General features: G+C 67.6%; 24 protein-coding genes and 1 tRNA gene. 9 read left to right on the top strand and 16 right to left on the bottom strand.

Going from position 1 to position 21,389, the window contains the following annotated elements; genetic code table 11:
* Position 1: 1 nt before the first annotated feature.
* The 6 genes from AC1REM_RS13915 to AC1REM_RS13890 form a co-directional block, all read right to left on the bottom strand.
* On the bottom strand, positions 2 to 805 hold the full coding sequence (locus tag AC1REM_RS13915; protein WP_492515139.1) for an ABC transporter ATP-binding protein: 804 nt from the start codon (positions 803 to 805) through the stop codon (positions 2 to 4).
* Complete coding sequence (locus tag AC1REM_RS13910; RefSeq protein ID WP_492515138.1) at positions 802 to 1,599, bottom strand: ABC transporter ATP-binding protein; 798 nt, start codon at positions 1,597 to 1,599, stop codon at positions 802 to 804. The genes AC1REM_RS13915 and AC1REM_RS13910 overlap by 4 nt, the downstream gene beginning before the upstream one ends.
* Positions 1,596 to 2,489 carry an ABC transporter permease gene (locus AC1REM_RS13905; protein WP_492515137.1) on the bottom strand — a complete coding sequence of 298 codons (894 nt, stop codon included), beginning with the start codon at positions 2,487 to 2,489 and terminating at the stop codon, positions 1,596 to 1,598. The genes AC1REM_RS13910 and AC1REM_RS13905 overlap by 4 nt, the downstream gene beginning before the upstream one ends.
* A complete protein-coding gene (locus AC1REM_RS13900; protein WP_492515136.1) occupies positions 2,486 to 3,436 on the bottom strand; it encodes an ABC transporter permease in 951 nt (316 codons plus the stop codon). Before AC1REM_RS13900 ends, AC1REM_RS13905 begins: the two co-directional genes overlap by 4 nt.
* On the bottom strand, positions 3,433 to 4,953 hold the full coding sequence (locus AC1REM_RS13895; protein ID WP_492515135.1) for an ABC transporter substrate-binding protein: 1,521 nt from the start codon (positions 4,951 to 4,953) through the stop codon (positions 3,433 to 3,435). Before AC1REM_RS13895 ends, AC1REM_RS13900 begins: the two co-directional genes overlap by 4 nt.
* A 106-nt stretch (positions 4,954 to 5,059) precedes the next feature.
* Entirely contained in the window at positions 5,060 to 5,974 is a 915-nt protein-coding gene (locus tag AC1REM_RS13890; RefSeq protein WP_492515500.1) for an alpha/beta fold hydrolase, read from the bottom strand.
* Between the two features lie 207 nt (positions 5,975 to 6,181).
* Here AC1REM_RS13890 and AC1REM_RS13885 point away from each other — a divergent pair, with 207 nt between their 5' ends.
* The 3 genes from AC1REM_RS13885 to AC1REM_RS13875 are packed head-to-tail and all read left to right on the top strand — an operon-like array spanning position 6,182 to position 7,895.
* Positions 6,182 to 6,649 carry a carboxymuconolactone decarboxylase family protein gene (locus AC1REM_RS13885; protein ID WP_492515134.1) on the top strand — a complete coding sequence of 156 codons (468 nt, stop codon included), beginning with the start codon at positions 6,182 to 6,184 and terminating at the stop codon, positions 6,647 to 6,649.
* Entirely contained in the window at positions 6,646 to 7,350 is a 705-nt protein-coding gene (locus tag AC1REM_RS13880; RefSeq protein WP_492515133.1) for a tyrosine-protein phosphatase, read from the top strand. Before AC1REM_RS13885 ends, AC1REM_RS13880 begins: the two co-directional genes overlap by 4 nt.
* Positions 7,351 to 7,397: 47 nt before the next feature.
* A complete protein-coding gene (locus AC1REM_RS13875) occupies positions 7,398 to 7,895 on the top strand; it encodes an SIP domain-containing protein (RefSeq protein WP_492515132.1) in 498 nt (165 codons plus the stop codon).
* Here the strand turns inward: AC1REM_RS13875 and AC1REM_RS13870 are convergent.
* From AC1REM_RS13870 to AC1REM_RS13855, 4 genes are all read right to left on the bottom strand, one after another.
* Complete coding sequence (locus tag AC1REM_RS13870; RefSeq protein WP_492515131.1) at positions 7,856 to 8,347, bottom strand: Fe-S oxidoreductase; 492 nt, start codon at positions 8,345 to 8,347, stop codon at positions 7,856 to 7,858. The genes AC1REM_RS13875 and AC1REM_RS13870 overlap by 40 nt on opposite strands.
* Entirely contained in the window at positions 8,344 to 9,165 is an 822-nt protein-coding gene (locus tag AC1REM_RS13865) for an arginase family protein (protein ID WP_492515130.1), read from the bottom strand. The genes AC1REM_RS13870 and AC1REM_RS13865 overlap by 4 nt, the downstream gene beginning before the upstream one ends.
* Before the next feature lie 94 nt (positions 9,166 to 9,259).
* Complete coding sequence (locus AC1REM_RS13860; RefSeq protein WP_492515129.1) at positions 9,260 to 10,000, bottom strand: PspA/IM30 family protein; 741 nt, start codon at positions 9,998 to 10,000, stop codon at positions 9,260 to 9,262.
* 59 nt (positions 10,001 to 10,059) lie between these two features.
* The gene (locus AC1REM_RS13855; RefSeq protein ID WP_492515128.1) at positions 10,060 to 12,036 is read right to left on the bottom strand and encodes a TPM domain-containing protein; all 1,977 of its coding nucleotides are present in this window, start codon (positions 12,034 to 12,036) and stop codon (positions 10,060 to 10,062) included.
* A 154-nt stretch (positions 12,037 to 12,190) separates the two neighbouring features.
* On the opposite strand from AC1REM_RS13855, the gene AC1REM_RS13850 reads away from it, so the two are divergent.
* From AC1REM_RS13850 to AC1REM_RS13835, 4 genes are read left to right on the top strand one after another with little or no spacing between them, the layout of a single operon-like run.
* Positions 12,191 to 13,024 carry a DUF3097 domain-containing protein gene (locus AC1REM_RS13850; RefSeq protein WP_492515127.1) on the top strand — a complete coding sequence of 278 codons (834 nt, stop codon included), beginning with the start codon at positions 12,191 to 12,193 and terminating at the stop codon, positions 13,022 to 13,024.
* 53 nt (positions 13,025 to 13,077) lie between these two features.
* Positions 13,078 to 13,803 carry a tRNA (guanosine(46)-N7)-methyltransferase TrmB gene (gene trmB, locus AC1REM_RS13845; RefSeq protein WP_492515126.1) on the top strand — a complete coding sequence of 242 codons (726 nt, stop codon included), beginning with the start codon at positions 13,078 to 13,080 and terminating at the stop codon, positions 13,801 to 13,803.
* Positions 13,800 to 14,654: a CPBP family intramembrane glutamic endopeptidase gene (locus tag AC1REM_RS13840; RefSeq protein WP_492515125.1), complete on the top strand. Its 855-nt coding sequence runs from the start codon at positions 13,800 to 13,802 to the stop codon at positions 14,652 to 14,654. The genes trmB and AC1REM_RS13840 overlap by 4 nt, the downstream gene beginning before the upstream one ends.
* Before the next feature lie 40 nt (positions 14,655 to 14,694).
* Positions 14,695 to 15,084 (top strand): DUF1304 domain-containing protein, encoded by a 390-nt coding sequence (locus AC1REM_RS13835; protein WP_492515124.1) that lies wholly within the window; start codon positions 14,695 to 14,697, stop codon positions 15,082 to 15,084.
* Here the strand turns inward: AC1REM_RS13835 and AC1REM_RS13830 are convergent.
* The 6 genes from AC1REM_RS13830 to AC1REM_RS13805 form a co-directional block, all read right to left on the bottom strand.
* Positions 15,077 to 15,700 (bottom strand): CueP family metal-binding protein, encoded by a 624-nt coding sequence (locus AC1REM_RS13830; protein ID WP_492515123.1) that lies wholly within the window; start codon positions 15,698 to 15,700, stop codon positions 15,077 to 15,079. The two genes, AC1REM_RS13835 and AC1REM_RS13830, sit on opposite strands and share 8 nt — an antisense overlap.
* 54 nt (positions 15,701 to 15,754) lie before the next feature.
* Complete coding sequence (locus AC1REM_RS13825; RefSeq protein WP_492515122.1) at positions 15,755 to 16,648, bottom strand: helix-turn-helix domain-containing protein; 894 nt, start codon at positions 16,646 to 16,648, stop codon at positions 15,755 to 15,757.
* Between the two features lie 98 nt (positions 16,649 to 16,746).
* Positions 16,747 to 17,151 (bottom strand): RidA family protein, encoded by a 405-nt coding sequence (locus AC1REM_RS13820; RefSeq protein ID WP_492515121.1) that lies wholly within the window; start codon positions 17,149 to 17,151, stop codon positions 16,747 to 16,749.
* A 75-nt stretch (positions 17,152 to 17,226) separates the two neighbouring features.
* Positions 17,227 to 17,769, bottom strand: coding sequence for a GNAT family N-acetyltransferase (locus AC1REM_RS13815; protein ID WP_492515120.1), 543 nt, complete (start codon positions 17,767 to 17,769; stop codon positions 17,227 to 17,229).
* A 152-nt stretch (positions 17,770 to 17,921) separates the two neighbouring features.
* A tRNA-Arg gene (locus AC1REM_RS13810) sits at positions 17,922 to 17,994 on the bottom strand.
* 16 nt (positions 17,995 to 18,010) lie between these two features.
* Positions 18,011 to 18,805, bottom strand: coding sequence for an SGNH/GDSL hydrolase family protein (locus AC1REM_RS13805; protein WP_492515119.1), 795 nt, complete (start codon positions 18,803 to 18,805; stop codon positions 18,011 to 18,013).
* A 51-nt stretch (positions 18,806 to 18,856) separates the two neighbouring features.
* On the opposite strand from AC1REM_RS13805, the gene argS reads away from it, so the two are divergent.
* Together argS and AC1REM_RS13795 are read left to right on the top strand one after the other, a co-directional pair.
* Positions 18,857 to 20,524, top strand: a complete 1,668-nt coding sequence (gene argS, locus AC1REM_RS13800) for an arginine--tRNA ligase (protein ID WP_492515118.1) — start codon at positions 18,857 to 18,859, stop codon at positions 20,522 to 20,524.
* 3 nt (positions 20,525 to 20,527) lie between these two features.
* A complete protein-coding gene (locus tag AC1REM_RS13795; protein WP_492515117.1) occupies positions 20,528 to 21,385 on the top strand; it encodes an LmeA family phospholipid-binding protein in 858 nt (285 codons plus the stop codon).
* The last annotated feature ends 4 nt before the right edge of the window (positions 21,386 to 21,389 follow it).

Here is a 21,389-nt window from a genome sequence, read left to right as displayed (position 1 = left end):
GCTACTCCGCGCGCTGGGGGATGACCGGAATCGCGGCGAGCAGAGCGCGGGTGTACGGATGCTGCGGTGCGCGCAGCACATCCGCGGTCGCGCCGTGTTCGACGATCATCCCGTCCTTCATCACGGCGACGCTGTCGCAGAGGTTCTGCACGACGCCGATGTCGTGCGAGACGAGCACGAGGGTCAGATCCTCCGTGCGGCGCAGCTCCCGCAGCAGCTCGATGATCTGAGCGCGAACAGTCACGTCGAGTGCCGAGAGCGGCTCATCGCCGACGAGGATGCGCGGGCGATGCGCGATCGCCCGCGCCAGGGCGACACGCTGGCGCTGACCGCCCGAGAACTCGTGCGGGAAGCGATCGGCCATGTCGGGTTCGAGGCCCACCTGGGTCAGCACCTCCGCGACACGGGCGCGGTGGTCGCCCGGGATCTCCAGCGCGCGCAGCGGCTCGGAGATGCTGCGGCCTGCCGTCATCCGAGGGTCCAGCGACGCATAGGGATCCTGGAACACGAGCCCGGTCTCGCGGCGCAGCCAGCGCAGCGCACGCGCGGATTTCGTCGTATCGACGACGGTGCCGCCGACGGTGACCGTTCCGGTTGTCGGTGCATCGAGGCCGAGCAGGATTCGGACCAGCGTGGACTTCCCCGATCCGGATTCTCCGATGATGCCGAGCGACTCACCCGCGCGGATGTCGAGGTCGGTGGGCTCGAGCGCGGTCATCGTCCGACGCGGCTCGCCGATCGATCGGCGCGGCACGCGGAAGGTGCGTGTCAGTCCGCGTGTCTGGATGAGGGGCTCGGTCGTCATGCGCTCTCCCCGGAGTCGGAGGGGCGCCAGAGGGTGGCGGTCGCATCGCGCAGCAGGCCCTGGGTGATGGGGGAGGAGGGCGCGCTCAGCAGCACCTCGACCGGCCCTTCTTCCACGACTCTTCCGTGCTCGAGCACCACCGCGTGGGTCGCGACCTGCGCGAGCACCGCGAGGTCATGCGTGATGAACACGAGCGACAGCCCCTCGGAGGAGACGAGTGAGAGCAGCAGCTCCAGGATCTCCGCTTGAATCGTGACGTCAAGTGCCGTCGTCGGCTCGTCCGCGATCAGCAGCCGCGGCCGCGCGGCCAGCGCGATGGCGAGGGCGACACGCTGACGCTGCCCGCCGGAGAGCTGGTGCGGGTAGCGGTCGATGATCGACGGCGGATCCGGCAGGCGCACGCGCTCGGCCTCCTGAATCGCGCGTGCCTTCGCTTCGGCGCGCGTGATGCGGTTGTGGATGCGGATCGACTCCGCGATCTGGCGCCCCACGGTGCGGATCGGGTTGAGAGCGGTGCGCGGCTCCTGGAACACGATGCCGATCTCGTCACCCCGGATCGTCGCGAGCTCGCGGTCGGGGAGGCCGATGAGTTCACGGTCGTTCCAGCGGATGCTGCCGGAAGCGGATGCGCCCTCCGGAAGGAGACCCAGGATCGCAAGTGCCGTGAGCGACTTGCCCGAGCCGGACTCTCCGATGAGGCCGAGCCGTGCGCCGTCGGGAACGGAGAACGAGACGCCGTCGACGACACGGCGACCGTCGATCTCGATGACCAGGTCGCGCACATCGAGGCTCATGCGATCACCTCCGGTACGTGGGCGCGCGCGGCGCGGGCGCGGGAACTCTGACGCAGCGTCGGATCCGTGGCCTCGCGCAGTCCGTCGCCCAGCAGGTTGAGGGCGAGGACCGTGAGCGTGATGGCAAGACCGGGCCAGACGACGGAGAGCGGATGCAGCGTGATGTAGCGCTGCAGGTCAGCCAGCAGGATTCCCCAGGACGGCTCGACGATGGAGGCCCCGAAGCCGAGATACGACAGTCCTGCTTCGGCGAGGACCGCTACCGCCATCGACCAGGAAAGTTGAACGATGAAGACCGGCGCGACGTTGGGGAGCAGGTGCTGCGCGAGGTTCTGCGCGGGAGTCAACCCGGAGGCGCGTCCGGCGACGACGAAATCGCTCTGCTGCACGCGGCGAAGCTCGGGACGTGTGACGCGGGCGATGTTCACCCCGAATCCGATCCCGACCGACCAGATCACGACCCAGAGCGAACCTCCCCATACGGAGGAGATCATCATCGCGATGATCAGAACGGGGAAGGCGATCAGGATGTCGACGAGCACGGCCACCGTCTCACGCACCCACCGCGCGGTGAGTGCACCGAGTGCGCCGAGCGCGATGCCGACGAGCGTGGCCACGATGCCCGACCCGATCGCGACGAAGACCGTCGTCTGCGCGCCGGCCATGACAAGGCTCAGGATGTCGTGGCCTGTGCCATCCGTGCCGAGCAGGTGCGGCCAGTTGGGCGTCTGCCAGCGGTTCGCGACATTCGCCTCCTTCGGATCGAAGGGCGTCCAGAACAGGGACACCAGCGCGGTGAGGGCGATCACCGCGACGACGATGACCCCGAAGCGTCCGGTGCTCGTGGCCCACAGGCGGTGCCACCAGGCATGGCGACGGCGCGTGCTCATGCGGCCTCCCGCTGTCGGGGGTCGATCACATGATGCACGAGATCGACGAGGAAGCCGATCACGAGAACGAATCCGGTCAGCACGAGAAGCTCGCTCTGCACCTTCACGAGATCGCGCGTGCCGACGTCGGTCACCAGCATCCGTCCGATTCCGGGCAGGGTGAAGAGCTGTTCGATCACGACGGAGCCGACGACGATGCCGGCGACCTGGAGCCCCAGGACCGTGATGATCGAGAGGCCAACAGCGGGGATTCCGTGGCGCACGAGCGCCGCCGTGCGGGTGAGGCCCTTCGCGGCAGCGGTGCGGACGAAGTCCTGGCTCGCCGCCTGCAGCGTCGCACTGCGCACGAAGCGCATGAGCATCGCGCCCTCGACGATCCCGATCGTGAGAGCCGGCAGGAGGAGCGCGCGGACGGCCTGCCAGGGCTCCGCCCAGCCAGCGCGCGGAAAGCCCTGCGCGGGGAGCCAGCCCAGCCACACGGCGAAGACGACGACGAGCATCATTCCGGCCCAGATCACGGGCACGGCAGCAACGGCCTGCGCGCCGACGTTCATCGCCGTTCCTCCCGCGCGGCCGCGCAGGAGCGCCGCGAGGATGCCCAGAGGCACCGCGATCACGAAGGCGATGATCATCGCCATGAGACCCAGCGGAACCGTGACCTGCGCCTTCTGTAGGAGTTCCTCGCCCACCGAGGCACCGGTGAGCATGGAGACACCGAGGTCGCCGCGGAAGAGTCCGCCGATCCAGTCGCCGTACTGGGCGAACAGCGGGCGCTCGAGTCCGAGAGCCTCACGGATCGCCTGAACCTGGGCGGGTGTGGCCTCGCTTCCGGCGATGAGCTGTGCCACGTCTCCGGGGAAGACACGCAGAGAGAGGAAGATGACCACGCTCGCCACGAGGAGCCCTGCAATCAGCAGGGCTCCTCGGGTGAGCGCGTAGCGGATCACTTCGCGGCGACCGTCACATCCTGCAGGTTGATGCGGGAGTTGATGGAGTCCTGCGGGAAGCCGGAGACGCCCGGCACGAGAGCCGTGATCGTCGCACCGTTGTACAGCCAATCGGCGGCGTGGTCCTCAGAGACGAGACGGGCAGCCTCGGCGAGAAGGGCGGCGGACGCATCCGCATCCGTCTCGGCCAGCGCCTCGGCGTACAGCGCCTGCACCTTCGGGTTGTCGTAGCCGAAGTAGTAGTCGGGGTTCGCGAAGTTGCCGAAGTCGCGCGGTTCGACGTGCAGCACGAAGCTGAGGTCGTAGTCCCGGTTCGTGTAGACGTCTTCGAGCCAGGTCGCGAACTCGACGGACTTGACCTCGAGATTCACGCCGACCTTCGCGAAGTCCGACACGAGCACCTTCGGCACGGTCGTGCCGTAGAAGCTCGGGATCGTCAGGGTGAGGTCGAGATCTTCGTGACCGGCCTCCTTGAGCAGCGACTTCGCCTTCTCGACGTCGTACGAGATCACGTCGGAGAGGTCCTCGAAGCCGGGATCCAGCTCGGGAATCGGGCCGAACATCGTCTGCCCGGCACCGACCGCGGCGACAAGCGCCTTGTGGTCGATCGCCAGGCGCAATGCCTCGCGAACGCGGATGTCGTCGAGCGGCGCCTTCTTGTTGTTGAAGGCGAGCGTGCCCTTGTCGGTCGTGCGGCCCGTCGTGAGAACGAACTCGCCCGTCTGCTCCAGCTGCGGAGCGAGGTTGGGATCGACGGCGGTGAGCACGTCGAGGCTGCCGTCGATCGCTGCGTTCACGCCGGCGGTGAAGTCCGGAATGTACTCGAAGACGACCTCGGCGACGCCGGCGGCCTCACCCCAGTAGGCGTCGTTTCTCGCGAACGTGATCGTGCTGCCCTTGTTCCAGCGGGAGAGCGTGAAGGGGCCGGTGCCGTTCTCTGCGGTCTTCAGGTCGGTGGTGTCCCCGGACTGGAAGACGAGGCCGCCGGGGCCGGTCAGAGCGAACAGGAAGTTCTGGTTCGGCTCGGTCAGGGTGATCTCGACGGTGGCCGCATCCGGTGCGGCGATCGTCGCGACCTGCGCGAAGTCGGCATTGCCCTGGAGCGTGGGGTCGTCCTTCACGGCCTGAAACGAGGCGACGACGTCGGCCGAAGTGAGGGCCGTGCCGCTGTGGAACGTCACGCCGTCGTTCAGCGTGAACGAGTAGGTGAGCCCGTCCGGGGAGACCGTGTAATCGGAGGCGAGTCTCGGCTCGATCTCGTTGTCCTGCGTACGCGTGACCAGGCCCTCGTAGATGTTGTCGATGAGGATCTGCTCGAGGGCGGCGCCGCTCGTGCGGCGGATGTCGAGGTTGGTCGGCTCGAGGACCAGGCCGACCGTGATCGTCGCATCCGGGTCGGGTGTACCTGATGAGGTCGCGGTCGGGGATGGCGCGGGCGCGCTGGTGCAGGCGGTCAGGATGACAGCGGCTGCGGCGATGCCGGCGAGCAGGGTGATGCCTTGGAAGCGGCGGAGCATGACGTGCGTCCTCTCGATGCGGGGGTCGTGCGGTGCTGCGTGGGTGACTGTGTGAGACGAGCTTAGGGGCGTGACCGGCGGCCAGCGGGGCCGTCGGAATGCGGCGTCATAGAGACGTGTCGGCTGCGGTGCTGAGGCACGCCCGTGCCAGGTCTGCGAGCGCTCGGGGAGCTGTCTCCTGGACGTTGTGCGGGGCTTCGAACACCACAACGTGGGAACCTGGCAGGCGACGCTGGTATTCCTCGACGTCGGTCTCCGTGACGAATCCCTGCGCGGCCCGCACGAGGGTGAGCGGCGCGCGCACGGCGGCGAGGTCGTCCCAGCCTTCGGCGCGGAGCACGGGAGCGTTGGCGTTCGGTGCGGGGTCGGCGGCGAAAGTCGTCGCAGCGAGGTGCGCGAGGTGGTGCTTCCACTCCACACGTCCGTCGGCGCGCACGCGTGTGTTGAGGAAGACCCCGCGCTCGGTGTTGGCACGCGAGCCGCCCATGCCGAACGCCAGTGCGCGCTCGACGAGGTCGTCGCGGGAAGCGTAGTCGGTGGGGCCGGCGTAGAACTCACGCAGGATCGCAGGCCCATGGCTCGTGTCGATTCCGGGGGTGATGTCGACGACGACGACCTCGCGGACGAGTTCGGGATGCTGCGCGGCGACGCGTGCGGCGGTGAGACCGCCCAAGGACTGACCGATGAGCACCTGCGGCGCGGTGGTCCATGCGCGCAGCGCCGCGGCGATGTCGGGTGCGATCGCCGGTGCGGAGTAGTCGAGATCGTCGCGCCACGAGGAGTCGCCGTGTCCGGGCAGGTCGATCGCGAGGGCCGGCAGACCGAGCGCGAGCGCTGTGGCGTCCCAGGTGTGTGCGTTCAGGCCGGCGCCGTGGAGCAGCGTCACCTGCGGTGTGCCGTCGCCGAATCGCAGTGCGCTGAGCGTGCGCCCGTCGTCGAGCGTGAGCATGAGGCGCTCGACCGGGGGGACAGGGACGCCCAAGGTCTGCGCTTGCGCATCGAGGAAGGAGAACTCTGTCAGAGTGGACACGTCACCATTGTGCTCCGAGAACGCGGCCCCGGTGAAACGGGGGAGCAATCTGCCAATGTGATTGCCGCAACAAGCTTGCGTTCTGATCAGCTCTGATCGTTTGAATTAAGCATTACTGGTTTCGGCGAGCCGGCTGTGCGGGCTGCGCGTTCGCGTCGAACCGCCACCGCGCAGCATCCGGAGTCGTAGGCTGGGCATATGACTGAGAAGCGCGTGCACCTGTCTCGAACCGAACCCGCCGCCTACGCGGCGCTGGATGCGTTTTCCAAGACCGTCAACGAGATCTGCACGGCCAACGGCATCGATGACCGGCTCAAGGAGCTGGTGCTGATCCACTGCTCGCAGCTCAATGGCTGCGCCTTCTGCGTGCGGATCCACGTTGACCGCGCTGTCGCGGCGGGCGTCGACGTGGACACGCTGACGCAGCTGCCGGCCTGGCGCGAATCCGGTGTCTTCTCCGAGCGCGAGTGCGCGGCGCTCGAGCTCGCGGAGGCCTTCACCTTCATCAGCGAAGACGGAATCCCGGACGACGTGTACAACCGTGTCGGCAGCGTCTTCACCGAGAAGGAGTACGCCGCACTCAGCTGGGCATGCGTCTCGATCAACTCCTTCAACCGCATCGTCATCGCAGGGCGCTACCCGGTGCCTCCGCGCGCGGCGAAATGACCGTCCTTGACGTTCCCGGGGTCGCGAACTTCCGTGACGTCGGTGGTATCCCCGTCGGCAACTCCCGGGTTCGCGATGGTGTGCTGTTCCGCTCCGGGCAGCTCGCGGGCCTGACCGGCGCGGGCAGTGAGTTCCTGCACAGCAGCGTGCACCACATCGTCGATCTCCGCGATGACATGGAGGTGTCCAGCGAGCCCAGCGCGATCCGTGACATTCCCACGACGCGTCTGCCGCTGTTCGTGGGGTCGGTGGCATCTTTCTTCACAGAGAACGCGGGTCTCACTGAGATGTATCGCCACCTGGTCGACCAGGCAGGGCCCAAGCTCGTCGACGCGATGCGCATCATCGGGTCGAGCCCATCCACGCTCGTGCACTGCACTGTGGGGAAAGACCGCACGGGTGTGACCGTGGCGCTGGCACTGTCGGCCGTGGGGGCGGATCGGGATGCCGTCATCGATGACTATGCGCTCACCGCGTCGCTGCTTCCTGAGGAGCGGAACCGGCAGATTCTCGCCTACATGCGCTCGCGCAATCTGGACACGCCGAACGCGATCGAGCTCGCGACGGCGTCACCCGCACCCGTCATGCGTGCGCTGCTCGCGGCCATCGATGCCGAGTTCGGGTCCGCGATCGGCTACCTGCGCACCCAGGGGTTGACCGACGTGGATCTCGAGGCGCTGGGGGAGACTCTCGTCGACTGATCTGTGAGGTAAGGCAACCCTTCGCTTGGTGTTATGGTTAACGCATCATGATCACGTCGGAAACCTCCCGCCTCTCGGCCCGCGCTCAGCGCCGGGCCACGCGTCGCGCCAAGGTTCAGTACCTGATCACCGCCGACGAGAATGCGCTCGCAGAACTGCAGGCCACGCTGGCCACTCTTCCGCTGTGCGCTTCTGGTCGCATCTTCATCGAGGTGCCGGATGCGACCGCGATCGCGCCGATCGATGTGCCTTCCCGCATGACCGTCACCTGGCTGCCGCGCGCGATGCGCACCGGCGCGCCCGGAACAGGCCGCGCGTGCGCGCAGGGGCAGGCTGTCGCGCGTGCCGCGAACGCCTGGGCGAGCGAGATGCTCTGCCGCGACGATGAGGCATCCGATTCGCGGGACGACGTCGAGACCCACGTCACTCTGCTGGGTGGATTCCTCGGCACGGCTGACATCGTCGACCACCTCACCGAGACGCTCGGCGTCGACCCGGCGTCGATCTACGCGCCCGAGCGCTTCGGACTGCTGCCCACTCGCTGAGCCGGTCGCGGCAGGTAGCGCCCGTCTTCGAGGCCTGCTTCAATCTCGAAGCGGTTGCGCAGCGGATTGCGGCCAGCGAGCAGGTACAGCACCGGCAGAAGGATGCCGTAGCGCAGCCACTGCTGCTTATGGACCGCCTCGTGCTGCAGCACGCGATCATCGAGCTCTTCGTCGCCGGTGAGGAAGCATCCGCCGACACAGACACCGCCCCGCGCGAAGGTCCACGATGGCATCCCGCGGAACACCCACAGACCGTGGTGACGCTCGACCGGTCCTGTGCTCCACAAAGACCCCCACGCCCAGCCGACGAGGGTGCCGTACAGATAGCCGAGACGAGCGATCGGGGAGCGCAGGAGAAAGGCCGGGAGACGCCGGTCAGTTCGTCGTCCCTGCGCCAGGATCTCGTCCGCATCGGCGTGGACCTGCGCGATATCGTGGCGGGTGGCCGTCACGCCAGCGCGCCGATCACCCGCAGGATCGCCCCCAGGTCGTCGACGGCATCGTCACGCGTGCGTGGTGCGAAGCCCGCGACGGTCGCGCCGACGAGCGTCGTCTGAGCCCGCAGATCACGCAGCGACGACACCAGGTGCGCGACCTCGGCGCCGAAGGGCGCCGGCATCGAGACACCCGCGAGATGGGCCGGATCGAGCACGTCCACGTCGACGTGGACGTAGACCCGGGATGCGCCGGTCGCGGCGACCGCGCGGGTGAGAGCGCCTGCGGCGGCCAGTTCGTCCGATGAGAGACGCGTGATGCCCGACTCTCTCAGATGCGTGTCTTCTGCCGGATCGACGGCACGGGCACCGACGAGGACGACACGATCCGGGGAGAGTCCCGAGCGGGCGGGAAGTGGCGAATGCGGGTCGCCGAGCGCTGCGCGCAGCGCCATCCCCGCGTAGGCGCCAGATGGCGACGTGGACGGCGTGTGCAGATCGGGATGTGCGTCGAACCAGACGAGGGCGACATCGTCGAGTTCGCCGGGAATGCTCGTGATCGCTCCGACGCTCACGCTGCAGTCTCCGCCGACAAGGATCGTCATCTCGTCGTCGTCATCGGAGAGAGCCTCGACGATGAGGTCATGTGTGCGGCGCAGGCTGCTCAGGCGCTGCACTGTGGTGCCCTGGGCATCTCCCGCTTCGAGGGGAACGTCCAGCACGCGCGTGCGCGCCTTGGGAAGGTCTTCTGCGATGGCGTCAGTGCCATCGACCAGCAGCATTGCCCGCGCGGAAGGGGAGCCCTGCCACTGCGGGACGACGAGGAATCGGGTCATCCGAACCTCCTGAGTATGTGGGGAGGGGTACTGCGAGGGGAGCCGTGTCGTTGGCGGATGCCACGGCGCGCGCCGTGGCATCCGCCCGCTCGGCTTACTGCGATTCGAGCGCGGAGCGCGAAGCGCCGCCCGACTTCAGCTCCGCGAGACGCGCCTCGACCTCGGTGAGCTCACCGAGGTCTTCCAGGCCCTCGAACTGCGCGTCGAGCGAGGACGCGGCGATCTCTGCCTTGCCCTGGGCGATGGCCTCCTGACGACGGATCTTGTCCTCGAAACGACCCAGCTCGCTCGTGGGGTCGAGAACGTTGATCGACGAGACGGCGTCCTGCACCTTGGTCTGCGCCTCTGCGACCTTCGCGCGAGCGAGGAGCTCGCTGCGCTTGTTCTTGAGCTCGCCGAGCTTGTCCTTCATACCGTTCAGGCCGGACTTGAGCTTCTCGACGATCTCGGTCTGAGCCGCGATCTGAGGCTCCGCGGCACGGGCCTCGCGCTCGGCGCTGATCTGGCGCTGCAGAGCGACCTTGGCGAGGCCGTCGAATTTGTCGGCGTCGGCCGTGTGCCCGCCTCCGCGAAGCTCGTCGGCCTTGCGGCTCGCGGCCAGAGCCTTGTTGCCCCACTCGTTCGCCGACTGGACGTCTTCCTCGTGGTCGCGCTCGAGCAGGCGCAGGTTGCCGATGGTCTCGGCGATGGCCGACTCGGCGTCCGCGATGTTGTTGGTGTAGTCGCGGACGAGCTGGTCGATCATCTTCTGCGGGTCTTCCGCAGAGTCGAGGAGCGAGTTGATGTTCGCACGGACGAGGGTGGAGATGCGCCCGAAGATGGACTGCTTGGTCATTGCATTACCTTTCACTGGGACAGGATTCGTGGTCTGAAGCGGAGGGGCGGATGCGGCGGTTAGAAGCGACCACCGCCTGATCGGCCACGGGAGCCGCCGAAACTGGACGGTCGGAAGCCACGGGAGCCGCCGCTGGAACGCCACCCGCCGCCGGAGGAACCGCCCCAGCCGGAGCCGGAGCTGCGGCCACCGCCGCTGGCGAGGATGCCACCGATGATTCCGCCGAGGATGTCACCGCCGATGCCGCTGCCGCCACCACCGGAGAACCCGCCGCCCATGCCGCCGTAGCCGTTGACGTCCTGCTGGGCGAGCGCGATCGCGTTCTGCGCGAGGGAGTCGGCGCGCGCGGCGTGCTGCAGTGCGGTCTCGGGGTCGGTGGGCTGCAGGTTCTGCGCCTGCGAGAGCTGCGCGGATGCCTCGGCGAGACGTGTGCGGGCCGTGGCTCCGACGGCACCGCGGCGGGTCATGATGAACTCGTTGGCTGCCGAGATCTGCGCCTGCGCCTGCAGCAGGGTCTGTGCCAGCATCTGGCTCGCGCGCGCGGCGCGCTGCTGGGCGTCGCGGATCTGCGCAGTGAGGGCATCGATCCGGGTGTTCGCGGCGGTGAGTGCCTCGAGGATCACGGCGGGGCGGCGTGCCGAGCCGGTGAGGTTCGCCCGCGCCTCATCCAGTTGCGCGCGGGTGGCCGCGGCGGTCTGTGCGAGCTGGCCGGTGGGGTCTGGGAGGCTGCCAGCCGCAGCGATGTCTCCTTCGAGGTCTGCCATGAGGACGCGCGCCTGTTCCTCGGCTGCAGCGAGATCAGTGCCGAGCGTCGTGACCGCGTCGCACAGCTGTCGGGCCTGCACGAGACCTTCTTCCGCCGTGCGGATCGCGAACGCGGCCTCGCCGCGCTTCCCTGCATTAAGGAGAGCGGATGCCTCGGCGAGATGCGCGTCCGCGAGTTCGAGCCTGCTGACGGCCTGTGCCGGGTTCTCTGCGATCGTGCTCAATGCGGAGGCGTCGTACGACTGAGCGAGTCGGGCGAGAGCGTCCGGTGCCGCGGCGACGGCGGCTGCGGTCTCAGCGCGCGTCTGCGTCGCCCGCTGCAGAGCCTGCTCGGCGTTCTGCTCCAGCTGGCGCAGCTCGTCGAAGGCTTCGACGTTGCTGTCGAGCAGTGCGTCGGCCTCTTCGCAGAGCGTGATGATCTGGATGTGCCAGGCGCGCCGCTGCTCATCGGTGTCGGGGATCTCATCGTCGAGCTGCTGCTTGAGAGAGAACGCTTCATCGACCTTCGCCTTCGCGTCGGCGATGACCTGCGCGAAGGTCGCGGTGACCTTCTCTCCGAACTGGGCGGTGGCGAAGCCGAGTTCTTCTCGACTGGAGGTGATGGCGTCATCTGCCTGCACGAGTGCGACACCGGCCTGTGTGGTCAGCTGCTCGTCGGTGACACCCGCATAGGGGTCGTCCGCCGCCGCCGCATCCGCCGTCCGCTTCTTCTTCGACCTGGACACGACCCAGACGACGATGATCACGGCGAGGGCGATGAAGACGATCACGAGGATGAAGTCCCAGCCGGAGGAGCCGGCGTCATCGGCAGAGAACGCCTCGGCGGCCGTCATCGCGGCACCCGCCCAGTTCTCGGCACGCAGATCAGGCTTGATGCTCTCTTCGATCGCGAGCAGTCGGCTCTCGCTCACGGGACCGCTCGAATCGGCGGAGATGTAGTACTGGCGGCCCTCGGTGGCGACCGCGAGGAGATACTGCGCCGCGCCGAGACCGTTGTCGGCGGCGACCTGATCCGCCCACTGCTGGCGATCGGAGGGGGAGGTGAACTCATCGACGAAGACGACGAAGAGATCGATGCGTTCGTCGGTGCTGAGCGCCTCGAGACGCGTGTTGATCGTCGACTCATCGGCGGGGGTGAGCACATCGGCCGCATCGGTCACAAAACCCGCGGAGAGGGAGACCGGGGGAGTCGCGACGGCCGGCGCCGCACCCCACACCACTGCCGTGGCAAGAAGCAAGAACCCGGTGACCCCAGCCCAGCGCGCTCGCATTCCTGCTCCCTTCACGGGTGCCGTGCGCCCCCTGGCACGAGTCTATTCATACGCCCGTGTCGTGGGGAGGCTGTTGCGTGTCGCTGACAGCGAACGAGGGGTGCGTCCGCGTCGCTGCGCCGAGTGGTGAACACCCCCTCCTAGGGTGGATCGAATGGACGACAGGTACGGATCCGATGTGCTGGCCGACGGATGGCGCCAGCGTGGTGCGAAGGTGGCCAGAGAGGTCGCAGCGGCCCGCGATCTGGTCGTCGAGGTCGCGATCGACGGATTCTGCGGTGCGGTGACGAAGACCGAGGGCGGCTACGTCGAACTGGAAGACCGCGTCGGCAAGCGGCGGCTGTTCCCGCTCGGCGGCGGTTTCATGATCGACGGTGAGCCCGTGAAGCTCGTGACGCCGAAGACGGCGCCACAGGGTCGCACACGCACAGCATCCGGATCCTTCGCCGTCGCCGACCAGCGCGCCCGCACCGCTCTCCCGAGCCGCATTCTGGTCGAGGGTCGCCACGATGCCGAACTGGTCGAGAAGGTCTGGGGGCATGACCTGCGGGTTGAGGGCGTGGTGGTGGAGTACCTGCAGGGCATCGACCTGCTGGAGGACCTGCTGCGCGATGAGCCTCCGAGCGCGACGCGCCGCTACGGCGTGCTCGTCGATCACCTGGTTCCGGGATCCAAGGAGTCGCGGATCGTCGACGCCATCATGCGCGGCCCGCATGGCGCGCATCTGCGGATCGTCGGGCACCCGTACGTGGACGTCTGGCAGTGCGTGACGCCCGCCGCGATGGGGATCCGGCAGTGGCCGCAGATCCCGCGGAGCGTGGAGTGGAAGGTCGGCATCTGCCAGGCGTTCGGCTGGCCGCACGAGACGCAGACCGATATTGCCCACGCATGGCAGCGCATCCTCTCCCGGGTGACCACCTTCCGCGACCTCGAACCGTCTCTGCTCGGTCGGGTGGAAGAGCTCATCGACTTCGTCACGGCTCCTTAGCGGCACGTCCTTAGCGGCACGCGGAGGGGATGCGACGCCGGTAGCCTGGAAAGATGCCAGAAGCCCCCATCTTCCGTGACGAGCCCGTCTCCTTCGTTCGCCGCAGCGGACGCATGTCAGACGCGCAGGAGCGCGCCTTCGCAGAGATCGCCCCGCGGATGATGATCGACGTTCCACGCTCGATCGCGTCGACGTCGGTGCACCCGGATGCGCGTCTTGACGTGGCGGCAGCTTGGCAGCGAGAGGCACCGCTCATCGTCGAGGTGGGCACAGGCCAGGGGCACGCGATCGTGGCGGCCGCCACGGCGCGTCCCGGAGATAACTTCCTCGCGGTCGAGGTCTTCCGCGCGGGACTTGCCCGCACGATGCTCGACGCTGAGCGCGGTGGTGCGGAGAACCTGCGCCTCATCGAAGCCAACGCTCCCGAGGTGCTCGGCACCTTCCTGCCGGAGGCGTCCGCTCGCGAGGTCTGGGTGTTCTTCCCCGACCCCTGGCACAAGGTGCGTCACAACAAGCGCCGCATGGTGCGTGACGGCTTCGGCGCCACCGCAGGCGCAGCGATCGAAGACGGCGGGCTGCTGCGTCTCGCGACCGACTGGGAGGACTACGCACTGCAGATGCGGGATGTCCTTGACCGTGCGCCGGAGTTCGAGCGCGCCTTCGACGGCGAGTGGGCGGACCGCTTCGACGGCCGCGTCATGACGGCCTTCGAGCGCAAGGGCATCAACAAGGGGCGCGAGATCCGCGATCTCGTCTACCGGCGCACACCGCGCGCATGATCGCCGCACCGCAGGTGACGAGCCTGCGCCTGCCCGCGCTGCTGTCGGCGCTCGCAGTCTGCCTCGCGGCCCCTGCGTTCTTCGTGCTGCTGACCCCGTGGCTCGGCTGGCTGCTGCTGGCGATCGGTGTCGGCACCGCCGCGTGGAGTGAGCGCCGCGGCGCCGCATCCGCATTCTCCACGAACCCGGGGGAGCCGAGCCTCACGCGCGATCTCTCGCTCATCGCGCTGGGTCTCCTGATCGTGAGCTCGGTGCCTTTGGCGGCCGAGCTCGACAACCTCGCGATGCTGCGCTTCACGCTTGCGCTCGGCGGCGCGGTGGCGGTGCCGTACCTCGTGTCGCGGTTCGTCTACCGCGACCGCGCGATCAGCTTTCCCTGGCGCGGCGGTGGACGATGGGGGCGTCTGCACTGGACCTGGCTCATCGCGGTGCTCGTGCTGGGTTGGCTGATCCTGCCGTTCTACTTCATCACGAGCGGCGTGTACCTGAACTGGCCGGTCGTCGATTCGCCCGAGCTCATCGCGCGGCTGTTCGTCGGTGTGGGGGCCGTGGGGATCTGGGATGAGCTGTTCTTCATCTGCACGGTGTTCGCACTGCTGCGACGCCATCTGCCGCATGTCTCTGCGAACATCCTGCAGGCGATCGTGTTCGTGTCGTTCCTGTGGGAGCTCGGCTACCGTGCGTGGGGACCTGTGCTGACGATCCCGTTCGCTCTCCTGCAGGGCTATATCTTCCTGCGCACTCGCTCCTTGGCCTACGTCGTGACCGTGCATCTGCTGTTCGACGCGGTCGTCTTCGCGGTGCTGGTGCACGCGCACAATCCCGGCCTGCTGCCGTTCTTCCTCGTCTGAGCTCTTCCCCGACGGGCACGGGGGAGAGGAGAATCGTCGAATGCTATGGGCAGGAATGATCTTCGCAGGCGCCGCCGCGCTCGTGCACGTGTACATCTTCGTGCTGGAATCGCTGCGTTGGACGGCGCCCTCGACGCGAAGAACCTTCGGAGTGCGCAGCGAGGCCGATGCGCAGACGATGCGCGCGCTCGCCTTCAACCAGGGCTTCTACAACCTGTTCCTCGCGGTGCTGGTCGTCGGGGGAATCGTCTGTGTCATCGCGAACGTGACGACGGTGGGTCTCACTCTGGTCTTCGCGGGCACGGGCATGATGCTCGCCGCAGCGCTCGTGCTGGTGCTCTCCGATGGGCGGATGCTGCGTGCGGCCGCCGTGCAGGGCACGCTGCCGCTGCTCGCGGTGGGCGCGCTCGTGCTCGCTCTGATCATGTGAGCTGCAGGGTCGTCACACAGGTCGCATCCTCATCGGTCGTCGACAGCGGCGCGGTGACCGTGCGTCCGTCCTGAGTGATCGTGATGGTCGCATCGAGGTCACGCGGCAGCCAGAATCCGGCGAAGCCGTTGTCGTTCGTTGTGACGGTCTCATCGACGATGACGGTGCCGTCAGCGCCGATGATCTTTACGGCGAGGGGAGTGCTCGCGAGCTCTCCTCGGCAGGTCGTCAGGCTGTGGTAGAAGCAGTCGTGAGTCTGCGTGACGTAGGGGGCGACGGAGGTGTAGAAGGCGTCGGCGGGCATCGGAAGGGTTGCTTCGCGACCGTCGGCGCTCTTCAGCAGCAGTTCCTCCGTGCGGATGGATGCGATCAGATCGCTGGGACGCTCATCCACCGGCAGTGCCTCCAGTGCGTCGATGACGCTGCGCGCATCTTGTCCGTCGAGACCGAGGGGCGCCAGAAGCTCCGCGGCATCGACCTGCTCCACGACCGCGGGCGACGGCGCGGTGGCATTCGGAGTCTTCGACTGGACGATCGGAGCCGCGCAGCCGGCGAGCAGAAGTGCGGCGGTGGTGATCAGGGCGGGAAGGGCAGAGCGACGGGCTGCAGATCTCATACCTCGACCGTAGCTAACGGGTACGGGGTACGGGTATGAGGCGGCTGTGAGTATTCAGTCGACGTCTGCGGGCTGCTGCCGAATCTCCCGAGGGGTGCGCTCGTACAGCGTGCCGAGTGCACGCCGCAGCGTAGAGCTCGATCCGAACCCCGCGCGACGAGCGATCTCGTCGATTCCGAGGTTGTCCGCGTTGCTGTCGCGGAGCAGTTGCCGTGCGTGTCGTGTGCGCTCACGGCGAATCTCTCCGGCGACGGAGGTGTCGTTGCGGCTGAGGATCGACTGCAGCTGCCGCAGTGAGCAGCCGACATCGCGCGCGACCTGCTCGGGGCTGAGATTCGGATCGGTGGCCCGTGCGCGAATCGCGGACAGCGCGCGGTCCCAGACGGTCGCGCCGGCGCCGCTGTCATGCCCGTAGCGCTGCTGTACGAGTGTCCCGACCATCTCGCGAATCACCCGTTCCACTGCCGTGGCCTCGCTGCCGGACGCGGCGCGGTCATCGTGGATGAGCTGCCGGGCGAAGGTTCCGACCGAGCCTTCGAACAGGGTGAGTTCCGGATACAGCTGGATCTCGTCGCGGATGATCGGCGCATAGGGGAGGAGTATCGCCCGGGGTACGCGGAGGAGGGTCATCTCCCACTCGCGGTCGAACTGCACGCGGTGGGGCTGTCCACTGGGCGCGATCATGAGTGCGGACGTCACGTGGTGCCAACGGCCGCCATCGAGGTACGAGTACTCGCCGCGATCGATCATCGTGATGTCGATCTGGTCGATACCGGGGTCGAGTGGCTTGCGCGTGAATTCCGAGCGGGAGCCCGTCGCGTGAATCAGGAGCGTCGTGCCGATGGGTCGGACGCGGGCGTGCATGCCTGCGTCGCCGCCGACGGTGCGCACGCCTTCTTCCACGAATCGACGATGCCGAAAGTCCTGGATGACCTCATCCACGGGCACGCTTTTCTCCTTTGATCTCCCCCTTGCGGAGAAAATATACCGGAGGCGGCTTTTGATATATCAGCACCCGCGATGTGTGTCGCGGGAACGTGTGCAGATCAGTCGTCACGCATCACGGCGGCCACGGCGCTCACTTCGACGAGCGCCCCCGGTACGCCGAGCCCAGCGACCAGCGCCGCGGTGACAAGAGGAGGAGCGCCCTCCCGCGACAGCTTCGCGGCGACGGCGCCGTACGCGGCGCGAAGATCGGCCTCGGCGTGCAGCAGGACGGTCCAGCTGATCACGTCTTCGAGTCCGGCGCCTGCGGCTGACAGTGCGATGGCCGCGTTGTCGATCGCACGGGCGGATTGCTCCCCGACATCTGCCGAGACGACCGTTCCCGAGCTGTCGACACCGTTCTGGCCGCCGACGTAGATCGTCGTCGCTCCGGGGGGAACGATGGCGACGTGACTGAATGCGGGACTCATCACGAGCCCTGATGGTTGCAACAGCGTGATGTCCATGCAGGCATTGTGCGCCTGGCCTCCGACATTCACGCGCGGCTCTCCGTTGTGTCGGATCCCGCGGCTTCTCTCGCCCTAGGCAGCTGCGCTGCGGGACGCGGCGAGGAAGGCGTCGAGATCGAGAACCGCCTCCGGCTCATCGTCGAAGAAGCCTCCCGTGCGCACGAAGCCGAGCTTCGTGTAGAACCGCTCCGGCCCGTCGTCGCCTTCGCCGAAGCTCGTGAACAGTTCGGAATAGCCCGCGGCGCGCGTCGCCTCGGCGATGTGCGCGATCACGCGGCGACCGATGCCCTGTCCCTGGTAGGGGCCGGCGATCATCATGCGCCAGAGGTAGACGCCGTGGCACTCGATGCCGTCGTCCCAGTCCGAGCCCGTGTGTGTCATGACGAACCCGACGGGCTCCTCGCCGAGGTACACCGCGCGGAACCACGCAGCCTCCGAGCAGAAGCCCTCGGCGATCGAGGTGCCGTTGTCAGCGACGAAGTCGCGCTGTGCGTCGGTGAGCGTCTCGCTCAGTTCGCAGACATCGCAGACGTTCAGGGCGCTGATGCGGCGGAAGGAGAGCTCCTGTTCTTCTTCCGTGCGCGGGTGGTCTGCGGTCGTGGCATCTGTGGTCATCGTGGATCCTCCGCACGGAGAATAGCCGGAGAGATCGCGGTGGCAGAAGCCGATCGTGCGATATTTCGCGAGAAGCGAAAGGGCGCGCCGGGAGGGAGCGAGATGATCCAGCAGCGCGAAAATCCCCGCCCATTGCTGGACGGGGATATGTGTGCCCCTGACAGGAGTCGAACCTGCGACCTACGGTACCGGAAACCGGCGCTCTATCCACTGAGCTACAGAGGCGTACCGAACGACGATATCACCGCTCGACCGCTTCCTCCGATTCGCCGGCAAGCACGGGCGATTCGCTGGCCAGTCTCCGCAGATCTTCGGCGAGGCGCTCCGCGAGATAGCGGTGACCGTCCGTGCTGGGGTGGAAGCGCCCGAGACCCGCGTCGATGACGGTCGCGTAGTTGTCCGGCGTGATCCACGTCTCCGCGATCGGTGAGATGTAGTGCCATCCGCGGCCAGCCGCGAGGCGTGCGAGATCGCGGTCGATGCGGGCCGTCGCCTTGCCGACCGGCAGTTTGTGCGGGGCGGGGCCGAGCACGACGATCGTGGCTTCCGGATATGTCGCCGCAAGCGCATCCCACGCCGCATCGACGGCGGCGTCATAGCCCTTCGCCCCCATGCGTCGATCGTTGATCGAACCCTGCACGATCACGAGATCGGGATGGAGCGTCGGGTCGAGCAAGGGTACACGTTCGCCGAAGGTGGGACCGTCGATGCCGGGTTTGAGGTACCCGCTCCCGCGGACGCCGTTGACGATCGTCTCGGCACCCAGCGTGTCGGCCAGTACATAGGCATATCCCAGGGCGGGATCGGATGCTGCGGAGCCGTATGTCCAGGAATCACCGAACACCAGCACGCGGGGACGTTCCGGCAGCGCCAGCGGTGCGAGGGCGAGGGGAGCGGCCGCCGCCGCCACGGGGACCGTCTGCGGTGAGACCGCCCAGGGGCGCCATACACCGACGACGCCGGCGCAGAGCAGCGCGAGAACGCCGAGTCCGAGCCCGATGGTCCTCGCGCGGCGAAGGCCAGGGCGCGCAGTCATGGATAGAGGGTAAACGATTCTCACGCTGCCTGCGCCGTAGACTGGAACCCTATGAATCCTGAAGCTCTCGCCACAGCCATCCTCGCCGTTCTGACGCCGATCGCAGACGAGCGACGACCGGGCGAGCCTCTCGAGATCACCGCGGCCGACATCGTCCTCGAGCGCCCGCGCAACCGCGACCACGGCGACTGGGCGACGAACATCGCCATGCGTGTCGCCAAGTCTCTCGGCACCAACCCGCGTGAGCTGGCACAGCAGATCGCCGACGGTCTCGCTGCGGTCGAAGGCATCGCGAGCGTCGAGGTCGCAGGGCCAGGATTCATCAACGTGCGACTGGATGCCGCCGCAGCCGGGGCTCTCGCCAAGGTCATCGTCGACGCAGGAGAGGCCTATGGTCAGAACTCCTCGCAGGAGGGGCGCTCGATCAACATCGAGTTCGTCAGCGCCAACCCGACCGGCCCCCTGCACATCGGCCACACCCGCTGGGCGGCTCTCGGCGATGCCATCGCACGCCTGCTCGCCGCATCCGGAGCCACGGTCGCCCGTGAGTTCTACATCAACGACGCCGGCGCGCAGATGGATCGCTTCGCCGCATCCGTCGTCGCCGCAGCCAAGGGTGAGCCGACCCCGGAGGGCGGCTACGCGGGCAGCTACATCGCCGACATCGCGGCGCACGTCGTCGCTGAACGCCCCGACCTGCGGAGTCTTCCGGATGAGGAACAGCACAGCGTCGCCCTGGAGCTCGCCTACGCCTACCAGCTCGCTGAACAGAAGCAGTCGCTGTCGAAGTTCAACGTCGACTTCGACGTCTGGTTCTCCGAGCGCATCCTCCACGCGAAGAAGGCCGACGGCGGGCCGAGTCTCGTCGACGAGGCCGTCGACCGCCTGCGGGTCCAGGGGCATGTCTTCGACCACGAGGGTGCCGTCTGGGTGCGTACGACCGATTTCGGAGACGACAAAGACCGCGTCATCCGTCGTTCCAACGGCGAGTACACCTACTTCGCTGCCGACGCCGCCTACTACCTGAACAAGGGCGATCGCGGCTTCGAGCACAAGATCTACCTGCTCGGCGCCGACCACCACGGGTACGTGCACCGCCTCAAGGCGCTCGCCGGTGCCGCCGGTGATGACCCCGAGAAGGACATCGAGGTGCTCATCGGCCAGCTCGTCTCGGTCGGCGGTGCGCGTCTCAGCAAGCGCGCCGGCAACATCATCGAGATGGATGACCTGCGCAACTGGCTGGGAACGGATGCGCTGCGCTACTCGCTCGAGCGTTCACCCGCCGACTCGCCCCTGTCGCTCGACCCCGAGCTGCTGCAGAAGCGCACGAACGACAACCCCGTCTTCTACGTGCAGTACGCCCACGCGCGAACGCACAACGTCAGCCGCAACGCCGCCGATTCGGGCGTCGACCGCTCCGAGTTCGCGCCGGAGCTGCTCACGCACGAGACCGAGGCGGCGCTGCTCGGCGCACTGCAGGAGTTCCCGCGCATCGTGGCCTTCGCCGCCGAGGTGCGCGAGCCGCACCGCGTCGCCCGCTACCTCGAGGAGCTCGCAGGCCTGTACCACCGCTGGTACGACAACTGCCGGGTGATCCCCAAGGGCGACGATCCCATCGAGACCGTGCACCGTACGCGACTGTGGCTCAACGACGCCACCGGTCAGGTGCTCCGCAACGGCCTCGATCTGCTGGGCGTGTCCGCACCGGAGCGGATGTAACCGGTGGGTGTCGGTGATACGGAGCGCTATCCGGAGTTGAGCGGCCAGGACCACCCGACGGTGCCGCTGCCTCCTGTCGCGGAGCAGTCTTCGGATGCGACGCCGTCCACGCGCACGCGCCGGCGCTGGCCGTGGGTGCTGGGTGTGGCGGTCATTCTCCTCGCTGGAATCATCGTCGGGGCGGAGTTCCTCGCCCGCGCACTCGTCGCAGACACGATTCGCGCCGAAGTCCTCAAGGCCCTCTCGCTGCCCGACGATCAGCAGCTTGAGGTCGATGCCCGCGGAATCATGCTGCCGCAGCTCATCGGGGGCAGCCTCGACGACGTGCGCCTCTCGTCAGACAGCGTCTCCTTCGGCGGGCTCACGGGAGCCGTCGACGTGGAGGTGAAAGGCGTGCCTCTGCGTGGCGGGGCTCTGCAGAGTGCTACCGGAAGCGTACGGCTCGATGAGGCGCAGTTCACGGCATTGGTCGCGAAGGCGGATCTGCCGATGATCGAAGAGATCGATGTGAATGCTCCGAACGTCACAGCACTCGGGAGCTTCTCGCTCTTCGGGGCGCAGATTCCGCTGTCGCTCACCCTCGTTCCGGGCGTCGTCGACGGGGACCTCACGGTCGAGCCCGTCTCGGCGACGGTGGCCGGGGCAGAGTTCGACATGCGCCAGCTTCGTGACCAGTTCGGCTCGATCGCTGACGGTCTTACGCAGACGCACCGCATCTGCATCGCGGATCAGCTGCCCGCGGGCATCCGGATCACCGATCTGGATGTGCAGGGTGATGACATCGTCGCCTACCTCAGCGCTGACGGTGAGATTGCGAGCGATCCTGCGCTCCGTGAGAACGGCACCTGCCCGGGCCGCTGAGCAG

Source organism: Microbacterium sp. GW823-FHT02G05 (assembly GCF_058797175.1).
This window is presented reverse-complemented; position numbering and strand designations above follow the sequence as displayed.